Origin of the sequence: Pseudoclavibacter caeni, from assembly GCF_008831125.1 — a bacterium.
Taxonomy (GTDB): Bacteria; Actinomycetota; Actinomycetes; order Actinomycetales; family Microbacteriaceae; genus Pseudoclavibacter_A; species Pseudoclavibacter_A caeni.
Genome location: NZ_WBKA01000005.1, coordinates 35,738 through 54,805 on the forward strand (window position 1 = coordinate 35,738; position 19,068 = coordinate 54,805).

Consider the following 19,068-nt stretch of genomic DNA (forward strand, 5'->3'; position numbering starts at 1 on the left):
TGTCGCGACTTCCCAGACCGAGCCTCCCCGGCCGTGTCGCGACACCCCGCGCCGGACTTCCCCGACGGTGGGCCTCCCCGAGGAGTAGGTCATCCGCCGCGCCGGGCGCCCCGGTGCCCGCCGGTCAGGGGCGGCGGGCGGCGAGGACGCGGACGAGCCGCTCCAGCGCGTAGCCGGCGTCGGCGGCGCCTCCCTTGACCGCGGCGTCCGTGGCGGCGACGGCGCGCACCGCCCGGGCGAGCGCGTCAGGACGCCACCGGGCGGCGTCCTGCTGGGCGCGACGGACCTGCCAGGGGGCGGCGCCGACGCGCGGGGCCAGCCGCTGCGGGGCCTCGTGCACCTCGCACACCGCGGCCATGAGGCGCACCTTCATCGCAATGGCCGCGACGACGGGCACCGCGTTCATCCCCTGCTGGCGGGCGTGCCGCAGCAGCACGAGCGCCTGGGCGCCGCGACCGGCGAGCGCCGCGTCCGCGATGGCGAACCCGGTGGTCTCCACGCGGCCGCCGAAGTACCGGTCGATGTCGGCGCGCGTGATCGTCCCGCCCACGTCGTCGGCGAGCTGACGGCAGGCCGCGGCGAGTTCGGTCGTGTCTGCGCTGAACGCGTCGACCAGGGAGCGCGCGGCGTCCGCCTCGATGCGCACGCCACGGGAACCGAGCGCGTGCAGGACGAAGTCGCGCTTCTGGTCGTCGCGCTTGAGCTCGTCGCAGGACACCTCGACGGCCTGGTCGAGGGCGCGCACCGCGGTGAGCAGGCGCCGGCCTCGATTGCCGCGCCGGTGTCGCAGCACGAGGGTCACGTCTGGGTCCAGCGCCTCGAGGTAGGCCAGCGCGTCGGCGAGGAACGCGTCGCTCATCTGCTCGAGTCGGTCGACGAGGATGAGCCGGGGCTGGGCGAACAGCGAGGGGGAGGCGACCGACAGGAGACTGCCCGGGGCGTAGTCGTGGGCGTCGAGCTCGCTCGTCTCCGTCTCGCCGCGCGCGAGGACGGTCTCGCGCACACGGTCCCGCGCCCGGTCGGCGATGAGGTCCTCCGGACCGGAGAGCAGGACGACGGGCGCGGGCTGCACCTCGTGCCAGGCGGCGGTGCTGATGCGTGCGCGGGCTGCCCTCGTGGCGGTCACGGTGCCCCTCTCGACAGGTCGATGACGGCTGCCCGGGGCGCGGGGCGGCCGAGGGCCGCTCCGACGGTCGCCGGGCAGGACTGCTCACACCATACCGCGACCCGCTGACCTCCCTCGGCGCCGTCTCCGGCGCCCGGCAGGAGCGCCACGACGCCGTGCCGGTCGGTGCGCAGCACCCGCGTGCCCGCGGCCGTGGCGCTGGCCAGCAGATCGGGGTGCGGGTGCCCGTACCGGTTGTCGCGGCCGACGGAGACGAGCGCGACCGCGGCGGCCGCCGTTCGGTACAGCCCCGGGTCGTGGTCGCGCGACCCGTGGTGGGCGACCTTGACCACGTCGACCGGGGCCAGCCCCGCGGCGAGCCGGCCGGCGACCAGACGCTGCTCGTCCCGGCCGAGGTCGCCCAGAGCCAGCACTGCGAGGCCGCGCACCTCGAGGCGCAGGACGAGGCTGGCCGCGTTGCGGTCGGCATCCGCGGCGGATTCGTCGGACCCGGACCGGCCCGGTGCCGGGGCGGACCGGGCTGCGGTCGCCTCGGGATGCAGCACCCGCCAGATGATGTCCCCGACGGCCCCGCGCTGATCCCGGCCGAGTCGGAGCACCCGATCCGCCGACAGCGCGTCGGCAGCCCGGTCGAGTGCCGGATCGTCGACGGCGGGCACGAGCACCGCGCCGACCTCGGCCGCCTGTGCGACCGCGTGCGCCGAGCCCACGTGGTCACGGTCCGAGTGGGTGAGTACCACCGCGTCCAGCCGATCGACCCCCGCGTCGACGAGGCAGCGTCGGATCGCTGCGTCGTCCTCCCCCGTGTCGATGAGCATGGTGCCGCGTGACCCGCGCAGCAGCAGCGCGTCGCCCTGCCCGACGTCGCACTGCACGATCGCCGCGTCCGCGGGCAGTCGTGCCGCGCGCAGCACGTCACCGGTCGCCGTGACCAGGGCGACCCCGGCGGTGATGCCCACGGCGAGCCCGAGCAGCAGCCGCGGCCGACGCGTCCAGCGACCGGGGAGGTGCCGGCCGCCCCGCACCGTGGCGAGGGCGAGCAGCACCACGGCGACCGTCCAGGCCCCCGCCCCGACCGGTCCCTCCGGCCACGGCAGCCGCCCCAGCGGCCGGGCCGCGGCGGTCTGCGCCACGACGGCGACCCACCCCGCGGGCCAGGCGGCCAGCCAGATGACGAGCGCGGCGACCGGCGGCGCCCAGCCGGCCAGCAGCGTCGCGAGCACCCCGGCCGCGGTGATGGCCGGCACCGCGGGCAGGGCGAGGAGGTTGGCGAGCACCTGATGGAGGCCGGCGCCGTCCGCGTCCATGAGGATCAGCAGCGGCTGCACGCTGGCGGTCGCCGCCAGCGTCGGGGCGAGGACGTCGGTGACCGGGCCCGGGAGCACCCGGCCCAGCCCGCCGCGCAGCGGTGCGGTGAACACGACGAGCCCGGCCGTGGCGGCCACGGACATTGCGAAGCCCGCGTCGCGGGCCAGCGCGGGCTGCCAGGCGAGCGCGAGCAGCACGGCGGCGAGCAGACCTGGCAGCCCTCCGCCCCCGCCCCGGGGTCGCAGCAGGATGACGAGGGTGAGCATGAGCGCCGCGCGGATCACGGTCACCTCGCCGCCGACGAGCAGCGTGAACCCCCACACCGCCGCGAGCTCCACGGGCGGACGCAGCCGCCAGTCGACGCCGCCGGCGCCGAGCAGGCCGCGGACCATCGCGAGCACCACCGCGACGTTGCCGCCGGACACGGCGGTCACGTGGGCGAGACCGGCGACCCGCATCCGGGCCACGTCCTCGTCGGCGAGGGTCTCGGTCACCCCGACGGCGATGCCGCCGACGAGCCCGGTGGCGAAGCGGCGGGAGCCGGCGGTCTCGTCGAGGAGCTCGCGCAGGGCCTCGCGGAGCCCGTGCGCCCAGGCCGGATCAGGGCGCACGACCGACTCGTCCGGGGTGGTGAGGGCGACGGCGACGCCCCAGGCGGCCAGCACCGGCAGCAGGAGCAACAGGTCGCGGGGGCGGGTGCCGGCGGCCTCCGGCGCGCCGAGCGCCTGCGCCTCGATCGACTCCGGGGTCGCCAGCAGCACGTGCCCGCGACTCACACGGTCACCTGGTCGCGCAGGCGTTCCAGGGTCTTGGCGCCGATGCCGTCGACCCGGGTGAGGTCGTCGACCTGCCGGAACGGACCCTCCGCCTGACGGGAGTCGATGATGCGCTGGGCGATGGCGGGGCCGACGCCGGGCAGGGCGTCGAGCTGCTCGAGCGTCGCGGTGTTGAGATTGACGCGTGCCATGCCCGACTGGTCGGGGTCGGCCCCGGCTGACCCGGCCTGTGCGGCGCCCGCCTGCTCCCCCTGCCGGGGCACGAGGATCTGCTCGCCGTCGACGAGCACCCGGGCGAGGTTCACGCCCTCGACCGCGGCGTCCGGTGCCGTGCCGCCCGCCTGCTCGATCGCGTCCGCGACGCGGGAGCCCGCGGGCAGCTCGGCGAGCCCCGGGGCCTGGACCGCCCCGGCGACATGGACGTGCACGGTGCCGCCCGCACTCTCGGAGACGACGATCTCGGCGTGGGGCTCGGCCGTGACGCCGGCGGCCGTGCAGCCGGCGGCGAGCGGTGCCGTGAGCACGAGCAGCACGCCCGCGAGCAGCAGGAGCAGTGCCCAGTGGGCACGTCCGATGGGGTTCTGCGGAGTGGTCATGCCCCCAGCGTGCGGGAAGCGACGATGAGTCCGCCCGGCCGCGGCAGGCGCTGGGGACGGCGGCACTCCGCCCGTGTGGGTGTGGAGCGCCGCCGTCGGCGCGGACTCAGCCGATGACCACGTTCACGAGCCGGGGCTCGCGCACGATCACGCGACGGATCTCGGCGTCACCGATGCGGGCGCGCACATGCGGCTCGGCCAGCGCGGTCTCGCGCAGCGCCTCGGCGGAGATGTCCGGGGAGACCTGCAGGCGGGCGCGCACCTTCCCGTTGACCTGCACGACGGCGGTGACTGACTCCTCCACGAGCAGCGCCGGGTCGGCCGCGGGCCAGACGGTCAGGGCGATCGGGTCGTCGTGCCCGAGCATCTCCCACATCTCGGCGGCGGTGTACGGCGCCACCAGGTCGAGCATCATCGCGAGCGTCTCGGCCGCCTCGCGCACGGCCGGATCCTGCGCCCCGCGGCCGCCGGGGCGGTCGATCGTCTTGCGGGTGAGGTTGACCAGCTGCATGAGCCGGGCCACGAGCACGTTGAACTTCGTCGCCTCGACGAGCCCCGGGGCGTCGGCGAGCAGGTGGTGGGTCTCGTGGCGCAGCGCCTGGTCGCTCTCGGCGAGGGAACCCGCGGTGCCGGCGTCACGCACCTCCCCGGCGATGCGCCAGGCGCGGGCGAGGAACTTCGCCGACCCCTGCACGGACACGTCGGCCCAGTCGATGTCGTCCTCGACGGGCCCGGCGAACGCGAGCGTGACGCGCAGCGCGTCGGCGCCGTGATCGCGCAGCTCCGCGGCGAACTCGACCAGGTTGCCCTTCGACTTCGACATCTTCGAGCCGTCCAGGAGCACCATGCCCTGGTTGATCAGGTCGGTGAACGGCTCGTCGAAGTCGACCCACCCGAGGTCGTGGAGCACCTTCGTGATGAACCGCGAGTACAGCAGGTGCAGGATCGCATGCTCCACGCCGCCGACGTACACGTCGATCGGGGCCCACTCGCGGGCCCGCGCCGGGTCGAAGGGCATGCGGTCGTCATGCGGGTCCAGGTAGCGCAGGTAGTACCAGGAGCTGTCGACGAACGTGTCCATCGTGTCCGGGTCGCGCAGCGCGGGCTCGCCGGTGCCGGGGATGGTGGTGTGCACCCAGTCCTCCGCGGCACCGAGCGGCGAGGTGCCGCGCGGCTTCAGGTCGAGCCCCTCGGTCGGGGGCAGCTCGACGGGCAGCTGGTCCTCCGGCACGGGCACGAGCGAGCCGTCCTCCGCGTGGAGGATCGGGATCGGGGTGCCCCAGTACCGCTGGCGCGAGATGAGCCAGTCGCGCAGGCGGTAGGTCTTGGTGCCGTGCCCGGTGCCGTCGGCCTCGAGCTTGCGGATGACGGCCTGGATCGCCTCGTCCTTGTGCAGCCCGGTGAGCGGCCCGGAGTCGACGAGCACGCCGTCCCCGGTGACGGCGACGCCGCTCGTCGCCGGGTCCTCCTCGTCGGAGGAGACCACGACGCGCACGGGCAGGTCGTGTCCCAGGGCGAAGTCGAGGTCGCGCTGGTCATGGGCGGGCACGGCCATCACCGCACCGTGGCCATAGTCGGCCAGCACGTAGTCGGCGGCCCAGATCGGCAGGCGGTCGCCGTTGACGGGGTTGATCGCGTACCGCTCGAGGAACACGCCGGTCTTCGGCCGGTCGGCCGCCTGACGCTCGATCTCGGTGGCGTGCTGGGTGCGCTCGAGGTAGTCCTGGAACCGCATCCGGGCCTCGGGGCTCGCCTCGGAGACGAGCTCGGCGGCCAGGTCGCTCTCGGGGGCGACGACCATGAACGTCGCGCCGTACAGCGTGTCGGGACGGGTGCTGAACACGGTGATCGGCTCGTCGCGGCCCTCGACCCGGAAGTCGATGTCGGCACCGTACGAGCGGCCGATCCAGTTGCGCTGCATCTGCAGCACCTTGCTCGGCCAGTGCCCCTCGAGCCGGTCGAGGTCGTCGAGCAGCCGGTCGGCGTAGTCGGTGATCTTCAGATACCACTGGGTGAGCTTCTTCTTCTCGACGACGGCGCCGGTGCGCTCGGAGGTGCCGTCGGAGAGGACCTGCTCGTTGGCGAGCACGGTCTGGTCGACCGGGTCCCAGTTGACCCAGGAGTCCTTGCGGTACGCCAGCCCCTTCTCGTACATCTGCAGGAACAGCCACTGGTTCCAGCGGTAGTACTCGGGGTCGGAGGTGTGCAGCTCACGCGACCAGTCGAAGCTCGGCGCGTAGATCTCGAAGCTGCGCTTCTGCTGGGCGATGTTGTCGTACGTCCACGTGCGCGGGTCGATGCCGCGCTTGATCGCCGCGTCCTCGGCGGGCAGACCGAAGGCGTCCCAGCCGATCGGGTGCAGCACGGTGCACCCGCGGTGACGCCAGTAGCGGGCGACGATGTCGCCGTAGCAGAACGCCTCCGCGTGCCCCATGTGCAGGTCGCCGGATGGGTAGGGGAACATGTCGAGGATGTACTTACGCGGCCGCTCGGGATGCTCGGCCACCGCCCGGTCGACGTCGAACAGCCGCTGCTCGGCCCAGATCGGTCGCCACTTCTCCTGCAGCGCGCGGAAGTCGTACTCGGAATGCTGCTCCGTCTCGTCGCTCAACTCGTCTTCACCTGTCTCGTCCGCGCGGGGACGTCCCGTGCTCTCCTGACTGATCGGCCGCCGATGGGCATGCCACCCCAAGCCTAGTCGATGGCGGGCGCGGCGCCGGCGACCTCGTGCAGCGCGCCACCGGCCAGGTGCAGGTGCCGGTCGACGAGGCGGGCCGGCACCCGGTCGTGACTCATCAGGATGACGGCCGGCGCGCGTCCGGAGGCGTCGGGCTGCCGGGCGGTGGAGAGCAGATCGACGAGCAGGGCGTCGGCGAGCTCCGGGTCGACGTTCGCGGTCGGCTCGTCGAACACGATCGCGGGGAACCCGGCGAGCAGCGCACGGGCGAGCGCGAGCCGCTGCACCTGGCCGCCGCTGAGCAGCTCCCCCTGCTCCCCCACCTCGGTGTCGAGGCCGTCGCGGGTGTCGACGAGCTCGTCAAGGCCGACCCGGCGCAGCATCCGCTCGAGGTCGGCGTCCTCGGTCGCGGGCCGGGCGAGCAGCAGGTTCGCGCGCACGGTCGACGCGAACAGGTGCGGCCGCTGCTCGCACAGGCCGATGGTGCGGCGGACGCGGTCGCCGCCCAGCGCGCGCACGTCGCGCCCGTCGAGCTGGATGTCACCCGCGCGGTGATCGAGGAAGCGCACGAGGGTCGCGGCGAGCGTGCTCTTGCCGGCGCCGCTCTCACCGGTGACGAGGATCGTCTCCCCGGGATGCAGATCGAGGTCGATGCGGCTGGCGACGGCGGGTCCGTCCGGCCAGCCGATCGTCACGTCACGCAGCTCGAGGGCGTGGAAGCCGGGGTGATCGGGGATGTCCGGATGCTCCCCCGTGGCGGCGGCCGGGTCGTCCGCCGCGCCGTGCGCGTCGATCACCTCGGCGATGCGGCTCGCAGCGGAGCGCACCCGGTCGATGGCCACCACGGCGGTGGGCACCTGCTCGAAGACGTCGAAGACGCTCAGCGGCACGAGGACGAGCACGGCCAGCCAGGCGCCGGGGAACGCCCCGGCCTGCAGGTCCGTGCCACCCGCCCAGATCGCGCCGATCACGGCGACGCCGGCGAACGCGGTGAGGGCCAGGTCGGTGAGCCCCTGGACGGTCGCGCTGCTGCGGTCGAGCCGCGACTGCCGGGCGGCCAGGCGCCCGGCCTCCGCCTCGGCGTCCTCGGCGGCGTCGTAGGCGACGAGGACGTCCATGTGGTCGAGCATGCCGAGCAGCTGCTCGCTCTGCTCGGCACGGGCGGGGGCGATCCGCTCCGTGGCCTCCCGGTGCGCGCGCTCGGGGACGAGCCCGCCGAGCACCCCGGCGCCGAGCAGCGCGAGCGCGAGCGCGAGCGCCGAGCGCGGTGAGATGCAGGCGAGCAGCACGGTGGTCCCGGCCGCGGTGACCAGCGAGGTCAGCAGCGGCTGCCACACGCGCAGCGGCAGATCCTGCAGATCGTCGACATCGGAGACGAACCGGCTCATCAGATCGCCGCGCCCGACCCGCGAGAGGCTCGCCGGGGCGCCCGGGATGAGGCGCTCGAACACGCCGACGCGCAGTCGCGCGAGCATCCGGAACGCCGCGTCGTGGCTGACCATCCGCTCGCCGTAGCGCAGCGCGGCTCGCCCGAGGGCGAAGGCGCGCACCGTGACGATGACCGCCATGAGAGTGAGGATCGGCGGGCGCAGCGCCGAGGCCGAGATGAGATAGCCGCTCGCCCAGGTCAGGCCGATCGCGCAGGCCGCGCTAGCCACGCCGAAGAGCACGCCGGCCCAGAAACGGGGCGCGTCCGGGGTGGCGAGTCGGGCCAGCCGGGGATCGACGCCCGGGGCGGTGCGGCGGGGATCGAGACTCATGCGGGCACCTCCGCGGGCTCGAGGGTGACGACGTGGTCGGCGGCGGCGAAGAGGGCGGGCCGGTGGCTCACGACGAGCACGGCTCGGCCGGTGCTGGCCAGCTCGCGCAGGCCGACGAGCATCGCCTGCTCGGTCTGCTCGTCGACGGCGCTCGTGGGCTCGTCGAGCAGGACGATCGGGCGGTCCTGGGCGAGCGCGCGGTGGACGGCCCGGGCCACACCCACGCGCTGGGCCTGCCCGCCGGAGAGCCCGCCGCCGGAGCGGTCGACGACCAGACCGGGGTCGAGGTCGCCCGCGCCCGCCGTGGCGAGGGCCCGGGCGACGAGGGCGGGGTCGCGCAGGGCGTCAGGGCAGCCGAGGGCGACGTTGTCGGCGACGGTGCCGGGGAACAGCGCGGCGCGCTGCCCCGACCAGGCGATCCGGTCGCGCAGGTCGCCGCGGGCGAGGTCGACCCGCTCCCCCGACCAGCGCGCGTGTCCACGGGCCTCGGCGAAGCCCAGCAGAGCGGCCACGAGGCTGCTCTTGCCGGCACCGGAGGGCCCGCGCAGCACGGTGATTGCGCCGGCGGCCGCGGAGAACGACACCGGGGGCAGCCAGCGGTCGCCGCGGCGGACGGCGACCTCCTCGAGCGCGAGCAGGTCATCTGCCTCGCGCGCCGAGGCCGTGACCGCGACGGCCGGGGCGAGGGCAGCCGTGGCGGGCCCGGTCGACGTCATGGCGGCGCGGTCGGCTCCCGAGCGCGGCTCGGCCGGGACGTCCCGCCCGGCCGTCGCTGCTCGCTCGGCCTCGCCGCGCGGCAGGGGCTCGTCGAGCACGGCGAGGGCGTCGGCGGCCGCGGCGATCCCCTCGGTGGCCGCATGGTAGTGGGCGCCGACGAGCCGCAGCGGCGCGAAGGCCTCCGGCGCGATGAGCAGCACGAACAGGCCGGTGTACAGGTCGGTCTGCCCGGAGATCAGCCGGGTGCCGATCGACACGGCGACCAGGGCGACCGCGAGGGTCGCGGCGAGCTCGAGCACGAACCCGGACATGAACGACACGGCGAGCACGCGCATCGTGCGCACCCGGTACGCGTCGGTGACCCCGGTGATGACGTCGCGCTGATGCCACTGCCGGCCGAAGACCTTGAGCGTGCCGAGGCCGCGCACGACGTCCACGAAGTGACCGGCCAGCGCGCGGGAGACGTCCCACTCCGCCTGCTGAACGCGCTGCGTGTACCAGCCGATGAGGATCATGAAGACGGGGATGAGCGGGAGGGTGACCGCGACGATGATGCCGGAGGCGCGGTCCTCGCACCACAGCACGACGAGGTACACGGGCACGGCGATCGCGGTGAGCACGAGCTGCGGCAGGAACCGGGAGAAGTAGCCGTCCAGGGCGTCGAGACCCCGCCCATACACGGTCGCGAGCTGGGCGCTCGAGCGGCCGGCGAGCCAGCCCGGGCCGAGTCGGCGCAGATGCCGGGCCAGCCGCTCGCGCAGCTCGCGCTTCACCCGTGCGGCGGCGACGGCGGAGCTGGTGTTCCAGCCGTGGGCGAGCAGCGCGCGCAGCCCCTGTGCCGCGGCGGCGAGGGTCACGAGGCCCAGGCTCTCCGACCAGGTCGCGTGGGCCATGAGCATCCCCGCGACCGCCTGTGCGACGGCCCAGGAGAAGACGAGCACGCAGCCGACCTGCAGCACGCCGATGAGCACGCTGAGCGCGAGGAACGCGCGGGCGGAGCGCGCCTGACGAAGCAGGCGGGGGTCGATGGGCTTGATCGTGCACCTCGTGGTCGAGACGTGACCGGGCATGCGCCCGGGTGGACGCGAGGAGCCGCTCCCCTGCGTCCGGTCACCTCAGTGTAATGCGACCGGACGCGGGAAGCGGCTCCTCGGGATGCGGCGTCGACGCCGGCGGTCAGGCCGCGACGGTCACCTGCTCGATGTCGCTGCGGCGCACCCGCTTGCGGAACACCCAGAACGTCCAGCCCTGGTAGAGCAGCACGATCGGCAGAGCGATCGCCCCGACCCAGGTCATGAACGACAGGGTGTTCGCGGAGCTCGACGCGTTGGTGAGCGTCAGGCTGTCGGCGACGCCGTACGTGCTCGGCAGCACCATGTGCGTCGGGTAGCTGGTGAACAGCACCATCCACAGGGTGAGCACCGCGAAGACGACGGTCAGCGCCGTGAACGTGAAGGCGAGGCCGTCACGCTGGACCCAGTTGGCCGCGACCCCGGCGATGAGCATCACCGCGGCGAGCAGCGAGAGCACCACCACCGTGACCGAGAAGTGGGCAATGATCGTCCACAGCAGGAACGACGCGGCCACGACGATCGTGATCAGGCCGAGCCGGCGGCCGAGCAGGTGAGCGCGATCGCGCACCGGGCCGTCGGTCTTCATGGCCACGAACTGGACGCCGTGGGTGAAGAACAGCAGCAGGGTGGTCAGGCCCCCGAGCAGCGCGTACGGGTTCAGCAGGGTCAGCAGCGAGCCCTCGAAGACGAACGCGCTGCCGATCACTCCCTGCTCCGCCCGGATGGGCAGGCCGTTGACGATGTTGGCGACCGCCACGCCCCACAGCAGGGCCGGCAGCGCCGAGCCGACCACGATGAACGTGTCAAACCAGGCCTTCCAGCGGGAGCTCTTGTTCTGGTGGCGGTACTCGAAGGAGACGCCGCGCAGGATCAAGGCCAGCAGGATGAGCACCAGGGCGAGGTACGCGCCTGAGAAGAGCGTCGAGTACCACTCCGGGAAGGCCGCGAACAGGCTCGCGCCGGCGACGATGACCCAGGTCTCGTTCATGTCCCACACGGGGCCGATGGTGTTGATGACCTGGCGGCGCTCGACGTCGTTCTTGGCGACGAACGGGAGCGACATGCCCACGCCGAAGTCGAACCCGTCGAGCACGAAGTACCCGACGAAGAGCACCCCGACGATGAAGAACCAGAGAATCTCGAGTGTCATTGTTCCGAATCCTCGTTCCTAGTAAGTGATCGCCAGTTTGCTGGGATCGATGTCGGCCTTCTCGTCGCCGGAGCCCTCGCCGAACTCGGGCGGGCCGGCCTGGGCGGCCTTCTTGATGAGCTTGAACTCGACGACCGCGAGGGCGCCGTACACGACGGTAAACAGCAGCAGCGACAGGGCCACGGACCAGGCGGGCACGTTCGGCGAGACCGCGCTCTCGGTGGTCATCAGGCCGAACACGATCCAAGGCTGGCGGCCCATCTCGGTGAAGACCCAGCCGACGAGGTTCGCCAGCAGCGGGACGGGGGCGGTCCAGATCATCACGCGCCAGAACCAGTCGGCCACGGTCGTCTTGCTGTTCCGGCGGGTGAGCCACAGGGCCACGATCGCGATGAGCGTGGACAGCGCGCCGAGGCCGATCATCCACCGGAAGCTCCAGTAGGTGATCCACAGGGTCGGCATGAAGCTTGCGGACTCGGGGCAGGTCAGCGTGGCATTGGTCGCATCCGTGCAGAAGCGGGCCGTGTAGTCGGCCTGCAGGTCGTTGAGCCCCTCGACGGTGCCGTTGAACGTGTGGGTCGACAGCAGCGACAGCAGATACGGGATGCGCACGCTGAACAGCTCGGTGTGCCCGTCGGGCGTGCCGAGGGTGAAGATCGAGAACGAGGCGTTGGCGCCGGAGTTCGTGTTGTACATCGCCTCGGCGGCGGCCATCTTCATCGGCTGGGTGCGCACCATGGCGAGGCCCAGCTGGTCACCGGTGAGGAACACCGCCGCGAAGCCGGCGATGATCGACCACGCGCCGATCTTGAGCCCGGTGGTCATCGACTCGACGTGCTGGTTGCGGCGCAGGTGGTAGGCGCTCACGGCGAGGATGACGGCGCCGGCGAACACGACGGCGCCGGTGATCGCGTGCGGGAACGCGGACAAGGCCACCGGGTTCGACAGCACCGCGCCGATGTCCGTCAGCTCCGCGCGACCGCGTTCAGCGCTCACCTCGTAGCCGACCGGGTTCTGCATGAACGAGTTGGCCGCGATGATGAAGTAGGCGGAGGCGATCGTGGCGATCGACGTCAGCCAGGCCGCCGCGAGGTGCACCCCCTTCGAGACCCGGTTCCACCCGAAGATCCACACGCCGATGAACGTGGCCTCGAGGAAGAAGGCGAACAGGCCCTCCATGGCGAGCGGGGCGCCGAAGATGTCGCCGACGAACCGGGAGTACTCCGACCAGTTCAGACCGAACTGGAACTCCTGGACGATGCCGGTGACGACACCCATGGCGAAGTTGATCATGAAGATCTTGCCAAACAGCTTCGTCAGCTGCAGGTACTTCACCTTGCCGGTCCTCACCCAGGCCGTCTGGATGATGGCGACGATGAGCATCAGCCCGATCGTCAACGGGACGAACAGGTAGTGGTACAGGGTGGTGAGACCGAACTGCCAGCGCGCGAGCGCCAGCGCGGTCGGATCAGCCTGCAGCACAGCCAGTGACTCGGTCATGTGCGATCCTCTTCCAGTGTGCGAACACCTCTCCAACACATGTTGGAGATTCTCAGATCGACACTAGTAGGGGTCTCGAGACGACGCAAAACAGGTGAGGCTGCCCTGTCCCGGCGGACCTGTCCGGACGGTCACGGCGGGTGCCACGGGCTCGCTGTCACCGGATGCGGGATCGGCTGGCTCCTGGTACGGCCGGTCGCCGACGGGTCGGGCGCGGGGCGGACCCGCACCGAGACGACTGCGGAGTCAGCGTCGGCCGCGCCGCATCCAGCCACGCACCGTCTTCAGCCGTTGCTCGAGCTGGTGCAGATCGGCCTGGGCGACGGCAGGGCCGCCGCTCACCCGGCGCAGCCGGGAGTGGACCGAGGCATGGGACTCCCCGCTCATCTGCGCCCACACCGAGACGGCGCGGTTGAGCTCGCCGCGCACGCGCTTCACGCGGCGGAACATGGCCTCCCCCTCCCCGTCCGACGCCGCGGCGGAGGACTCCGCCTGCCCGGCGCTGCGCTGCCGGCGCCGGGAGATCTCGTCCTGGTGCGAGCGCAGCAGCTGGCGCACCTGGTCCGGCTCGAGCAGGCCTGGGAAGCCGAGGAAGTCCTGCTCCTCGAGACTGTCGGCCTCGGGGCCGGAGCCGAACTCGTCGCCCTCGAAGAGCACGCGGTCGAAGGCGGCCTGCGCCTCCAGCGGCTCGAAGTCGGCGCCGTCGAGCAGGGCGTCGCTGGCGCGCTCCCGCTCGTTGGCCCGCTCGACGAGCTCGTCGTCGAGTCCGTCGTCATCGGCGTGCCGCGGGGCGCCGAGCACGTGGTCTCGCTCGACCTCGAGCTCGTGGGCCAGATGGACGAGCGTCGGCACGCTGGGCAGGAAGATCGTGGCCGTCTCGCCCCGACGGCGCGCCCGGACGAACCGGCCGATCACCTGCGCGAAGAACAACGGGGTGCTCGCGCTCGTCGCGTACACGCCGACCGACAGCCGGGGCACGTCGACACCCTCGGAGACCATGCGCACCGCGACCATCCACCGCTGGGTGCCGGCCGCGAAGCGCTCGATCCGCTCACTGGCGCCGTCCTCATCGCTCAGCACGATGGTCGCCGACTCCCCGGTGATCTCGCGGAGGATGCCGGCGTAGGCGCGGGCCTGGGTCTGGTCGGTGGCGATGACGAGCCCGCCCGCGTCGGGCACGCCCCGGCGCACCTGGGTGAGCCGGGCGTTCGCCGCGCGCAGCACCGAGGCGATCCAGTCGCCACGCGGGTCGAGGGCCGTCCGCCAGGCCTGGGCGATGATGTCCTTCGTCGCCGGGGCGGCGAGGTCGGCGCTCATCTCGTCGCCGCTGCGCGAGCGCCAGCGCATGTTGCCCGCGTAGGTGAGGAAGATCACGGGCCGCACCACGCCATCCGCGAGGGCCCGGGCGTAACCGTACGAGTAGTCGGCGCGGGAGATCTTCGTGCCGTCGGGCTGGGGCTCATAGGTGACGAAGGGGATCATCGCGTCGTCCGAGCGGAACGGGGTGCCGGTCAGGCACACGCGGCGGGTCGCGTTGCCATAGGCCTCGCGGATCGCATCGCCCCAGCTAAGCGCGTCGCCGCCGTGGTGCACCTCGTCGAGGATGACGAGCGTGCGCCGGGCCTCGGCGAGCGCCTTGTGCACGGCCACGTTGGCCGCCACCTGCGCGTAGGTCGCGGTGATGCCCGTCCACTGCGCGCCGAACACGTGGTCGGCGTTGCGGAAGGCCGGGTCGAGGGGGATGTGGGCGCGTGCGGCGGCCTCAGCCCACTGGTGCTTGAGGTGTTCGGTCGGGGCGACGACGAGGACGCGCTCGACGATGCCGCGGTCGAGGAGGATCGCGGCGAGCTGCAGGGCGAAGGTCGTCTTTCCGGCGCCGGGGGTCGCCGCCGCGAGGAAGTCGCGGGGCTGGCGCTCGAGGTACAGCTCAAGCGCCTCGCGCTGCCAGGCGCGCAGTCTCCCCGCGGTGCCGCGCGCGGCCCGACGCGGGTACGCCGGGGGCAGGTCGCGTGCGGACGCGTTGCCGAACTCGATGGGGGGATGCACGGCCGGCCATTCTACTCCGGGCGTCGGGGCGGGCGCGCGACTCCCGTCAGGTCGGTGGAGGCCAGCCCGGCAGACCCGTGCCCCATGCGCCCGGCGGACGGGCGGGGCACGCCGGTAGGATGAGGCGTCGGGCCGCGGCGACGCGGCGGGACCTCGCGATGGGAGCGTGAACATGGCGGAGCACGAGTCGAGCAGCAAGGCGATGCAGGCGCGGAACGCGATCAAGCGGTCGATCGCCTCGGGGCGGCTGCACGCCGGACAGCGACTGGTCATCTCGCAGCTCGCCCGGGAGCTGCGGATGTCACCGGTGCCCGTGCGCGAGGCGATCCGCCTGCTCGAGTCCGAGGGCCTGGTCACGTTCTCGCACAACGTGGGCGCGCAGGTGACCGACTTCCGGCCCGCGGAGTACCGGCACATGATGTTCACCCTGGCTGTGCTCGAGGGGGCGGCGGTCGGTCAGGCCGCGCCGCACGTCCAGCAGCGCACCGTCGACGAGGCCCGGTTCTACAACCGGCATCTCGTGGACGCCCTGCGCGCCGGCCGCTTCGCCGAGGCCAACCGGCTCAGCACGCTCTTCCACCGGGTCATCTACCGCGACTGCCCGAACGAGTACCTGCTGCGCACGCTCAACGAGGGATGGGCGAAGGCCGCCGCGGTGAAGGGGGCTGTGTTCGGCCTGCTGCCAGGGCGGGTGGACGGCCTGGTAGAGGAGCACGAGCGGCTGCTGCAGCTGTTCGAGCGGCACGCGCCCGCCGACGAGATCGAGACGTTCACCCGCGCGCACCGGCTGCGCAACACCGAGGCCTTCCTGCGCTATGCCCGGCAGACGCTCCAGCAGCGGCGCGAGGATGCGGCGGACGCGCCGGACGCCTCCGCCTGAGCAGGCCGAAGGCCCGGTGCGGGCGCGTCGGGCCTTCGGTCTGCTCCCGGGGGCGGCTGCTCGCCACCCCGTTACGGTGCCGCCGGCTGCCCCTCGCCCGGCGCCAGCGGCGGCTGCTGCCCCTCGGCCTCGGCCTCGTGCTGCTCGCGCAGCCACAGCAGCGCCTCGGCCTGTCGGACCATCGTGATGTCCTCACGGGTGGCCACGACGATGATCGCCGCGGAGGAGTCTTCGGTCTGGATCTCCCGGTCCATCTCGTTGCGCTGGTTCAGCCGCTCATCGAAGCGCAGCCCCAGCGGACGCAGCCGCTCGAGGATCATGGCTCGGGCCACCGGCGAGTGCTCGCCGATGCCGCCGGAGAACACGAGTGCGTCGAGACCGCCAGCCGAGATGACCATCTGCCCGATCATCCCGGCGGCGCGATGCGACCACACGCCGAGGGCAAGCTGGGCCTCGGGCTCCGCGGAGGCGGCCCGCTCGACGATGTTCTCCATCCGGGTGTCTCCGGCGAGGCCGAGCAGGCCGGACTCCCGCTCGAGCTTGGTGATGACCTCGCGGACGCTCAGATCGGTGTTGGCGACGAGCCAGGCGGACACGGCCGGGTCGATCGTCCCCGAGCGGGTCGACATGACCAGGCCCTCCAACGGGGTGAAACCCATGGTCGTGTCGACGCTGTGCCCGTCGCGGACGGCGGCGAGCGACGCCCCGGAGCCCAGATGAGCACTGACCACGCGGAGCTCGAGCAGGTCGCGGTCGAGGATGGTTGCCGCCTCGCGCACGTTGTACTCGTGGGCGAGACCGTGGAAGCCGTACCGGCGCACCCCGTAGACGTTGCGCCACTCCTCCGGGATCGCGTACGTGTACGCCTCGGCGGGCATGCGCGCGTGGAACGCGGTGTCAAAGCAGGCGATCTGCGTCGCCTCGGGCAGCATCCGACGCAGCCGCTCCAGGGTCGCCACCGAGGGCGGCTGGTGCAGCGGCGCGAGATCGGTGAGCTCCTCGATGCCCGCCATGACCCGGTCGTCGACGATGGCCGCCTCGCCGAAGAGCCGCCCGCCGTGGGCGACGCGGTGCACGACGACGTCGATGTCGTCGGCCACCGCGGTGAACTCGGCCAGCAGCGGCTCCCACTCGGCGTCGGTCATCGCCGACACCGAGGTGGCCAGTGACCGCCCGTAGATCACCTCGCCATCGACGGCGATGCTGATCTTCAGACTAGATGATCCCGCATTGACCAGCAGCATGCTCATGCGCTGACGTCTCCCTTCGCTGGTGCGGACACGCCCGTGGGCGCATCCTTCCCCTCCCCCGCCTGCACGGCGGTGGCGAGGATCGTGTTGACGACGTCGTCGACGGTGCACCCGCGCGAGAGGTCGTTGACCGGCCGGCGCAGCCCCTGGAGCACGGGGCCGATGGCCACCGCGCCACTGGACTGCTGCACGGCCTTGTAGGTCGTGTTGCCCGTGTTCAGATCGGGGAAGACGTACACAGTGGCGTGTCCGGCGACCGGTGAGCCCGGCAGCTTGCCGGAGCCGATGCGCACGTTGCTGGCCGCGTCGTACTGGATGGGGCCCTCGATTGGCACGTCGGGGGCGAGCGCGCGGGCGAGGCCGGTGGCCTCGCGCACCTGCTCGACGGCCTGCCCGGAGCCCGAGGCGCCGGTCGAGTACGAGAGCATCGCGACGCGCGGGTCGAGCCCGAAGGCGCGGGCGGTGGCGGCGGAGCCGGCGGCGATCTCGGCCAGCTGCGCCGGGGTGGGCTGCGGGATGACCGCGCAGTCGCCGTACACGAGCACCCGGTCGGGCAGGCACATGAGGAAGGCCGACGAGACCGTGCGCACGCCGTCACGGGTGCCGATCACCTGCAGCGCCGGCCGGATCGTGTCTGCCGTGGTGTGCGCGGCGCCGGAGACCATGCCGTCGGCGTGCCCGGTGTGCACGAGCAGCACCCCGAACCAGGTCGGGTCGCGGACGAGCTCTGCAGCCTGCGCCTCGGTCATGCCCTTGTGTGCGCGGGCGCGGTGCAGAGCGGCGGCCAGCTCTTCGTGCAGCGGGCTCGTGGCCGGGTCGACGATCTCCAGCCCGTCGGCGGGGAGACCGAGCGCGGCGAGCCGCCCGGCGACGGCGTCCCGCTCGCCCAGCACGATCGGGTGGACGAGGCCGCGGCCGGCCAGGTGCGCGGCGGCGGTGAGGATGCGGTCGTCCTCGCCCTCGGGCAGCACGATGCGCGCGTGGGCACGTCGTGCGCGGGCGGCCAGCTGGAACGCGAAACGCTCGGGCGTGAGTTGGTCGGGCAGCGCGAGCTCGAGGCGGGAGAGGATCTCCGCGCCGTCAGCGTGCTCGTCCCACAGCCGCAGCGCCTGCCGAGTGCGCAGCGGGTTGCCGCTGCCGATCTCGGCGCGGACGGCCCCGGCCGCCTGGGCGACGGTGAAGGTGTCCTGGGCGAGCCGGTAGACGGGCACGCGCCCGGCGGCGATCGCCCGGGCGGTCGCCTCGTCGACGTGCAGGTCACCGCTGATGATGACGCCCTCTGGGGCGAGGGGGGCGGCGAGGATGCCGCGGATGACCTCGCCGCGATCGGCGGGGACGACCACGAGCGAGCCGGCGCCGATCACGGACAGGGCGTGATCGACCTCCATCGCGGCGACGGTGATCCGGCGCACGAGGTGGTCGACGTCTCCCCCACCGCCGACGCGTGTGGCGCCGATCGCGTCGGCGATCTCGGCGACGCTCGGCCAGGTCAGCGGCGCGGCGTACGGGAGGACGGGGACGGGCCGGCCGAGCGTGCCGGTCGGGATGAGGGCGCGGGTGCGCTCGACCCCGGCCTCGGCGACGCGATTGACCACGACGGCGAGGAGGGTCGCGTGCGCCTCGGCGACGGTGCGGCGGACCATGCGGACCCGGGTGGCGATGCGCTCGGGCGTGCGGCCGTGGCCGTCGACGACGGCGACGACGGGCACGTCCAGATGACGGGCGAGGGCGATGTTGACGTCCGGCTCGCCGGGCACGGCCCCGCGGATGGCTCCGGTGCCCTCGACGATGACGAGGTCGCACTCGTCGGCGAGACGACCCCAGGCAGCCAGGACGCGGTCGATGACCTCCTCGGCGCGGCCGGCGGCGATGAGATCCTCAGCCTCGGCGGCGGTCAGGACAGCCGCCGTACTCAGCGCGCCCTCGGGCAGCAGCCGCTCGGCCAGGGTGACGATGCGCGACTCGCCGGACGTGCTGGCGGAGGTGATCGGCCGCAGCAGCCCGATGTGCGCGCAACGCTCGGCCGCGTCGCGCAGCAGCCCGATCGTGACCAGGGACTTCCCGGAGGTCTCCCCCATCCCGGTGATCAGCATCCCGCCTGGCATCATTGCCTCCCGCTCCGTCGTCATCGTCACAGCGTCGCGGGGGGGGCCGGGCGCCGGCGGCCCCCCCGAAAAAGACCGCCACGGCCGGGACGCGGAGCAACCCC

At 73.0% G+C, this 19,068-nt stretch carries 12 protein-coding genes; 1 reads left to right on the forward strand and 11 read right to left on the reverse strand.

Annotated elements, in window-relative coordinates:
• Positions 1-124 precede the first annotated feature (124 nt).
• The 9 genes from holA to F8O02_RS07015 all read right to left on the reverse strand — a co-directional run bounded on the left by holA (position 125) and on the right by F8O02_RS07015 (position 14,729).
• Complete coding sequence (holA, locus tag F8O02_RS06975; RefSeq protein WP_158036533.1) at positions 125-1,126, reverse strand: DNA polymerase III subunit delta; 1,002 nt, start codon at positions 1,124-1,126, stop codon at positions 125-127.
• The gene (locus F8O02_RS06980) at positions 1,123-3,210 is read right to left on the reverse strand and encodes a ComEC/Rec2 family competence protein (protein ID WP_158036534.1); all 2,088 of its coding nucleotides are present in this window, start codon (positions 3,208-3,210) and stop codon (positions 1,123-1,125) included. The genes holA and F8O02_RS06980 overlap by 4 nt, the downstream gene beginning before the upstream one ends.
• The gene (locus F8O02_RS06985) at positions 3,207-3,806 is read right to left on the reverse strand and encodes a helix-hairpin-helix domain-containing protein (protein WP_158036535.1); all 600 of its coding nucleotides are present in this window, start codon (positions 3,804-3,806) and stop codon (positions 3,207-3,209) included. Before F8O02_RS06985 ends, F8O02_RS06980 begins: the two co-directional genes overlap by 4 nt.
• Before the next feature lie 106 nt (positions 3,807-3,912).
• Positions 3,913-6,417 (reverse strand): leucine--tRNA ligase, encoded by a 2,505-nt coding sequence (leuS, locus tag F8O02_RS06990; RefSeq protein WP_158036536.1) that lies wholly within the window; start codon positions 6,415-6,417, stop codon positions 3,913-3,915.
• 83 nt (positions 6,418-6,500) lie between these two features.
• The gene (gene cydC, locus F8O02_RS06995) at positions 6,501-8,243 is read right to left on the reverse strand and encodes a thiol reductant ABC exporter subunit CydC (protein WP_158036537.1); all 1,743 of its coding nucleotides are present in this window, start codon (positions 8,241-8,243) and stop codon (positions 6,501-6,503) included.
• A complete protein-coding gene (gene cydD / locus F8O02_RS07000) occupies positions 8,240-10,030 on the reverse strand; it encodes a thiol reductant ABC exporter subunit CydD (protein WP_158036538.1) in 1,791 nt (596 codons plus the stop codon). Before cydD ends, cydC begins: the two co-directional genes overlap by 4 nt.
• A 106-nt stretch (positions 10,031-10,136) precedes the next feature.
• The gene (gene cydB / locus F8O02_RS07005; RefSeq protein ID WP_158036539.1) at positions 10,137-11,183 is read right to left on the reverse strand and encodes a cytochrome d ubiquinol oxidase subunit II; all 1,047 of its coding nucleotides are present in this window, start codon (positions 11,181-11,183) and stop codon (positions 10,137-10,139) included.
• An 18-nt stretch (positions 11,184-11,201) separates the two neighbouring features.
• Positions 11,202-12,683, reverse strand: coding sequence for a cytochrome ubiquinol oxidase subunit I (locus F8O02_RS07010; RefSeq protein WP_158036540.1), 1,482 nt, complete (start codon positions 12,681-12,683; stop codon positions 11,202-11,204).
• Positions 12,684-12,929: 246 nt separating this feature from the next.
• Positions 12,930-14,729 carry a DEAD/DEAH box helicase gene (locus F8O02_RS07015; RefSeq protein ID WP_225734198.1) on the reverse strand — a complete coding sequence of 600 codons (1,800 nt, stop codon included), beginning with the start codon at positions 14,727-14,729 and terminating at the stop codon, positions 12,930-12,932.
• A 172-nt stretch (positions 14,730-14,901) separates the two neighbouring features.
• Between F8O02_RS07015 and F8O02_RS07020 the strand changes: the two genes are divergently transcribed.
• Positions 14,902-15,609, forward strand: a complete 708-nt coding sequence (locus tag F8O02_RS07020) for a GntR family transcriptional regulator (RefSeq protein WP_158036542.1) — start codon at positions 14,902-14,904, stop codon at positions 15,607-15,609.
• Positions 15,610-15,680: 71 nt separating this feature from the next.
• Here the strand turns inward: F8O02_RS07020 and F8O02_RS07025 are convergent, their stop codons facing one another.
• Both F8O02_RS07025 and pta read right to left on the reverse strand, forming a co-directional pair.
• Positions 15,681-16,859: an acetate/propionate family kinase gene (locus F8O02_RS07025; RefSeq protein ID WP_158036543.1), complete on the reverse strand. Its 1,179-nt coding sequence runs from the start codon at positions 16,857-16,859 to the stop codon at positions 15,681-15,683.
• Complete coding sequence (gene pta / locus F8O02_RS07030) at positions 16,856-18,988, reverse strand: phosphate acetyltransferase (RefSeq protein WP_158036544.1); 2,133 nt, start codon at positions 18,986-18,988, stop codon at positions 16,856-16,858. Before pta ends, F8O02_RS07025 begins: the two co-directional genes overlap by 4 nt.
• Positions 18,989-19,068: the final 80 nt, after the last annotated feature.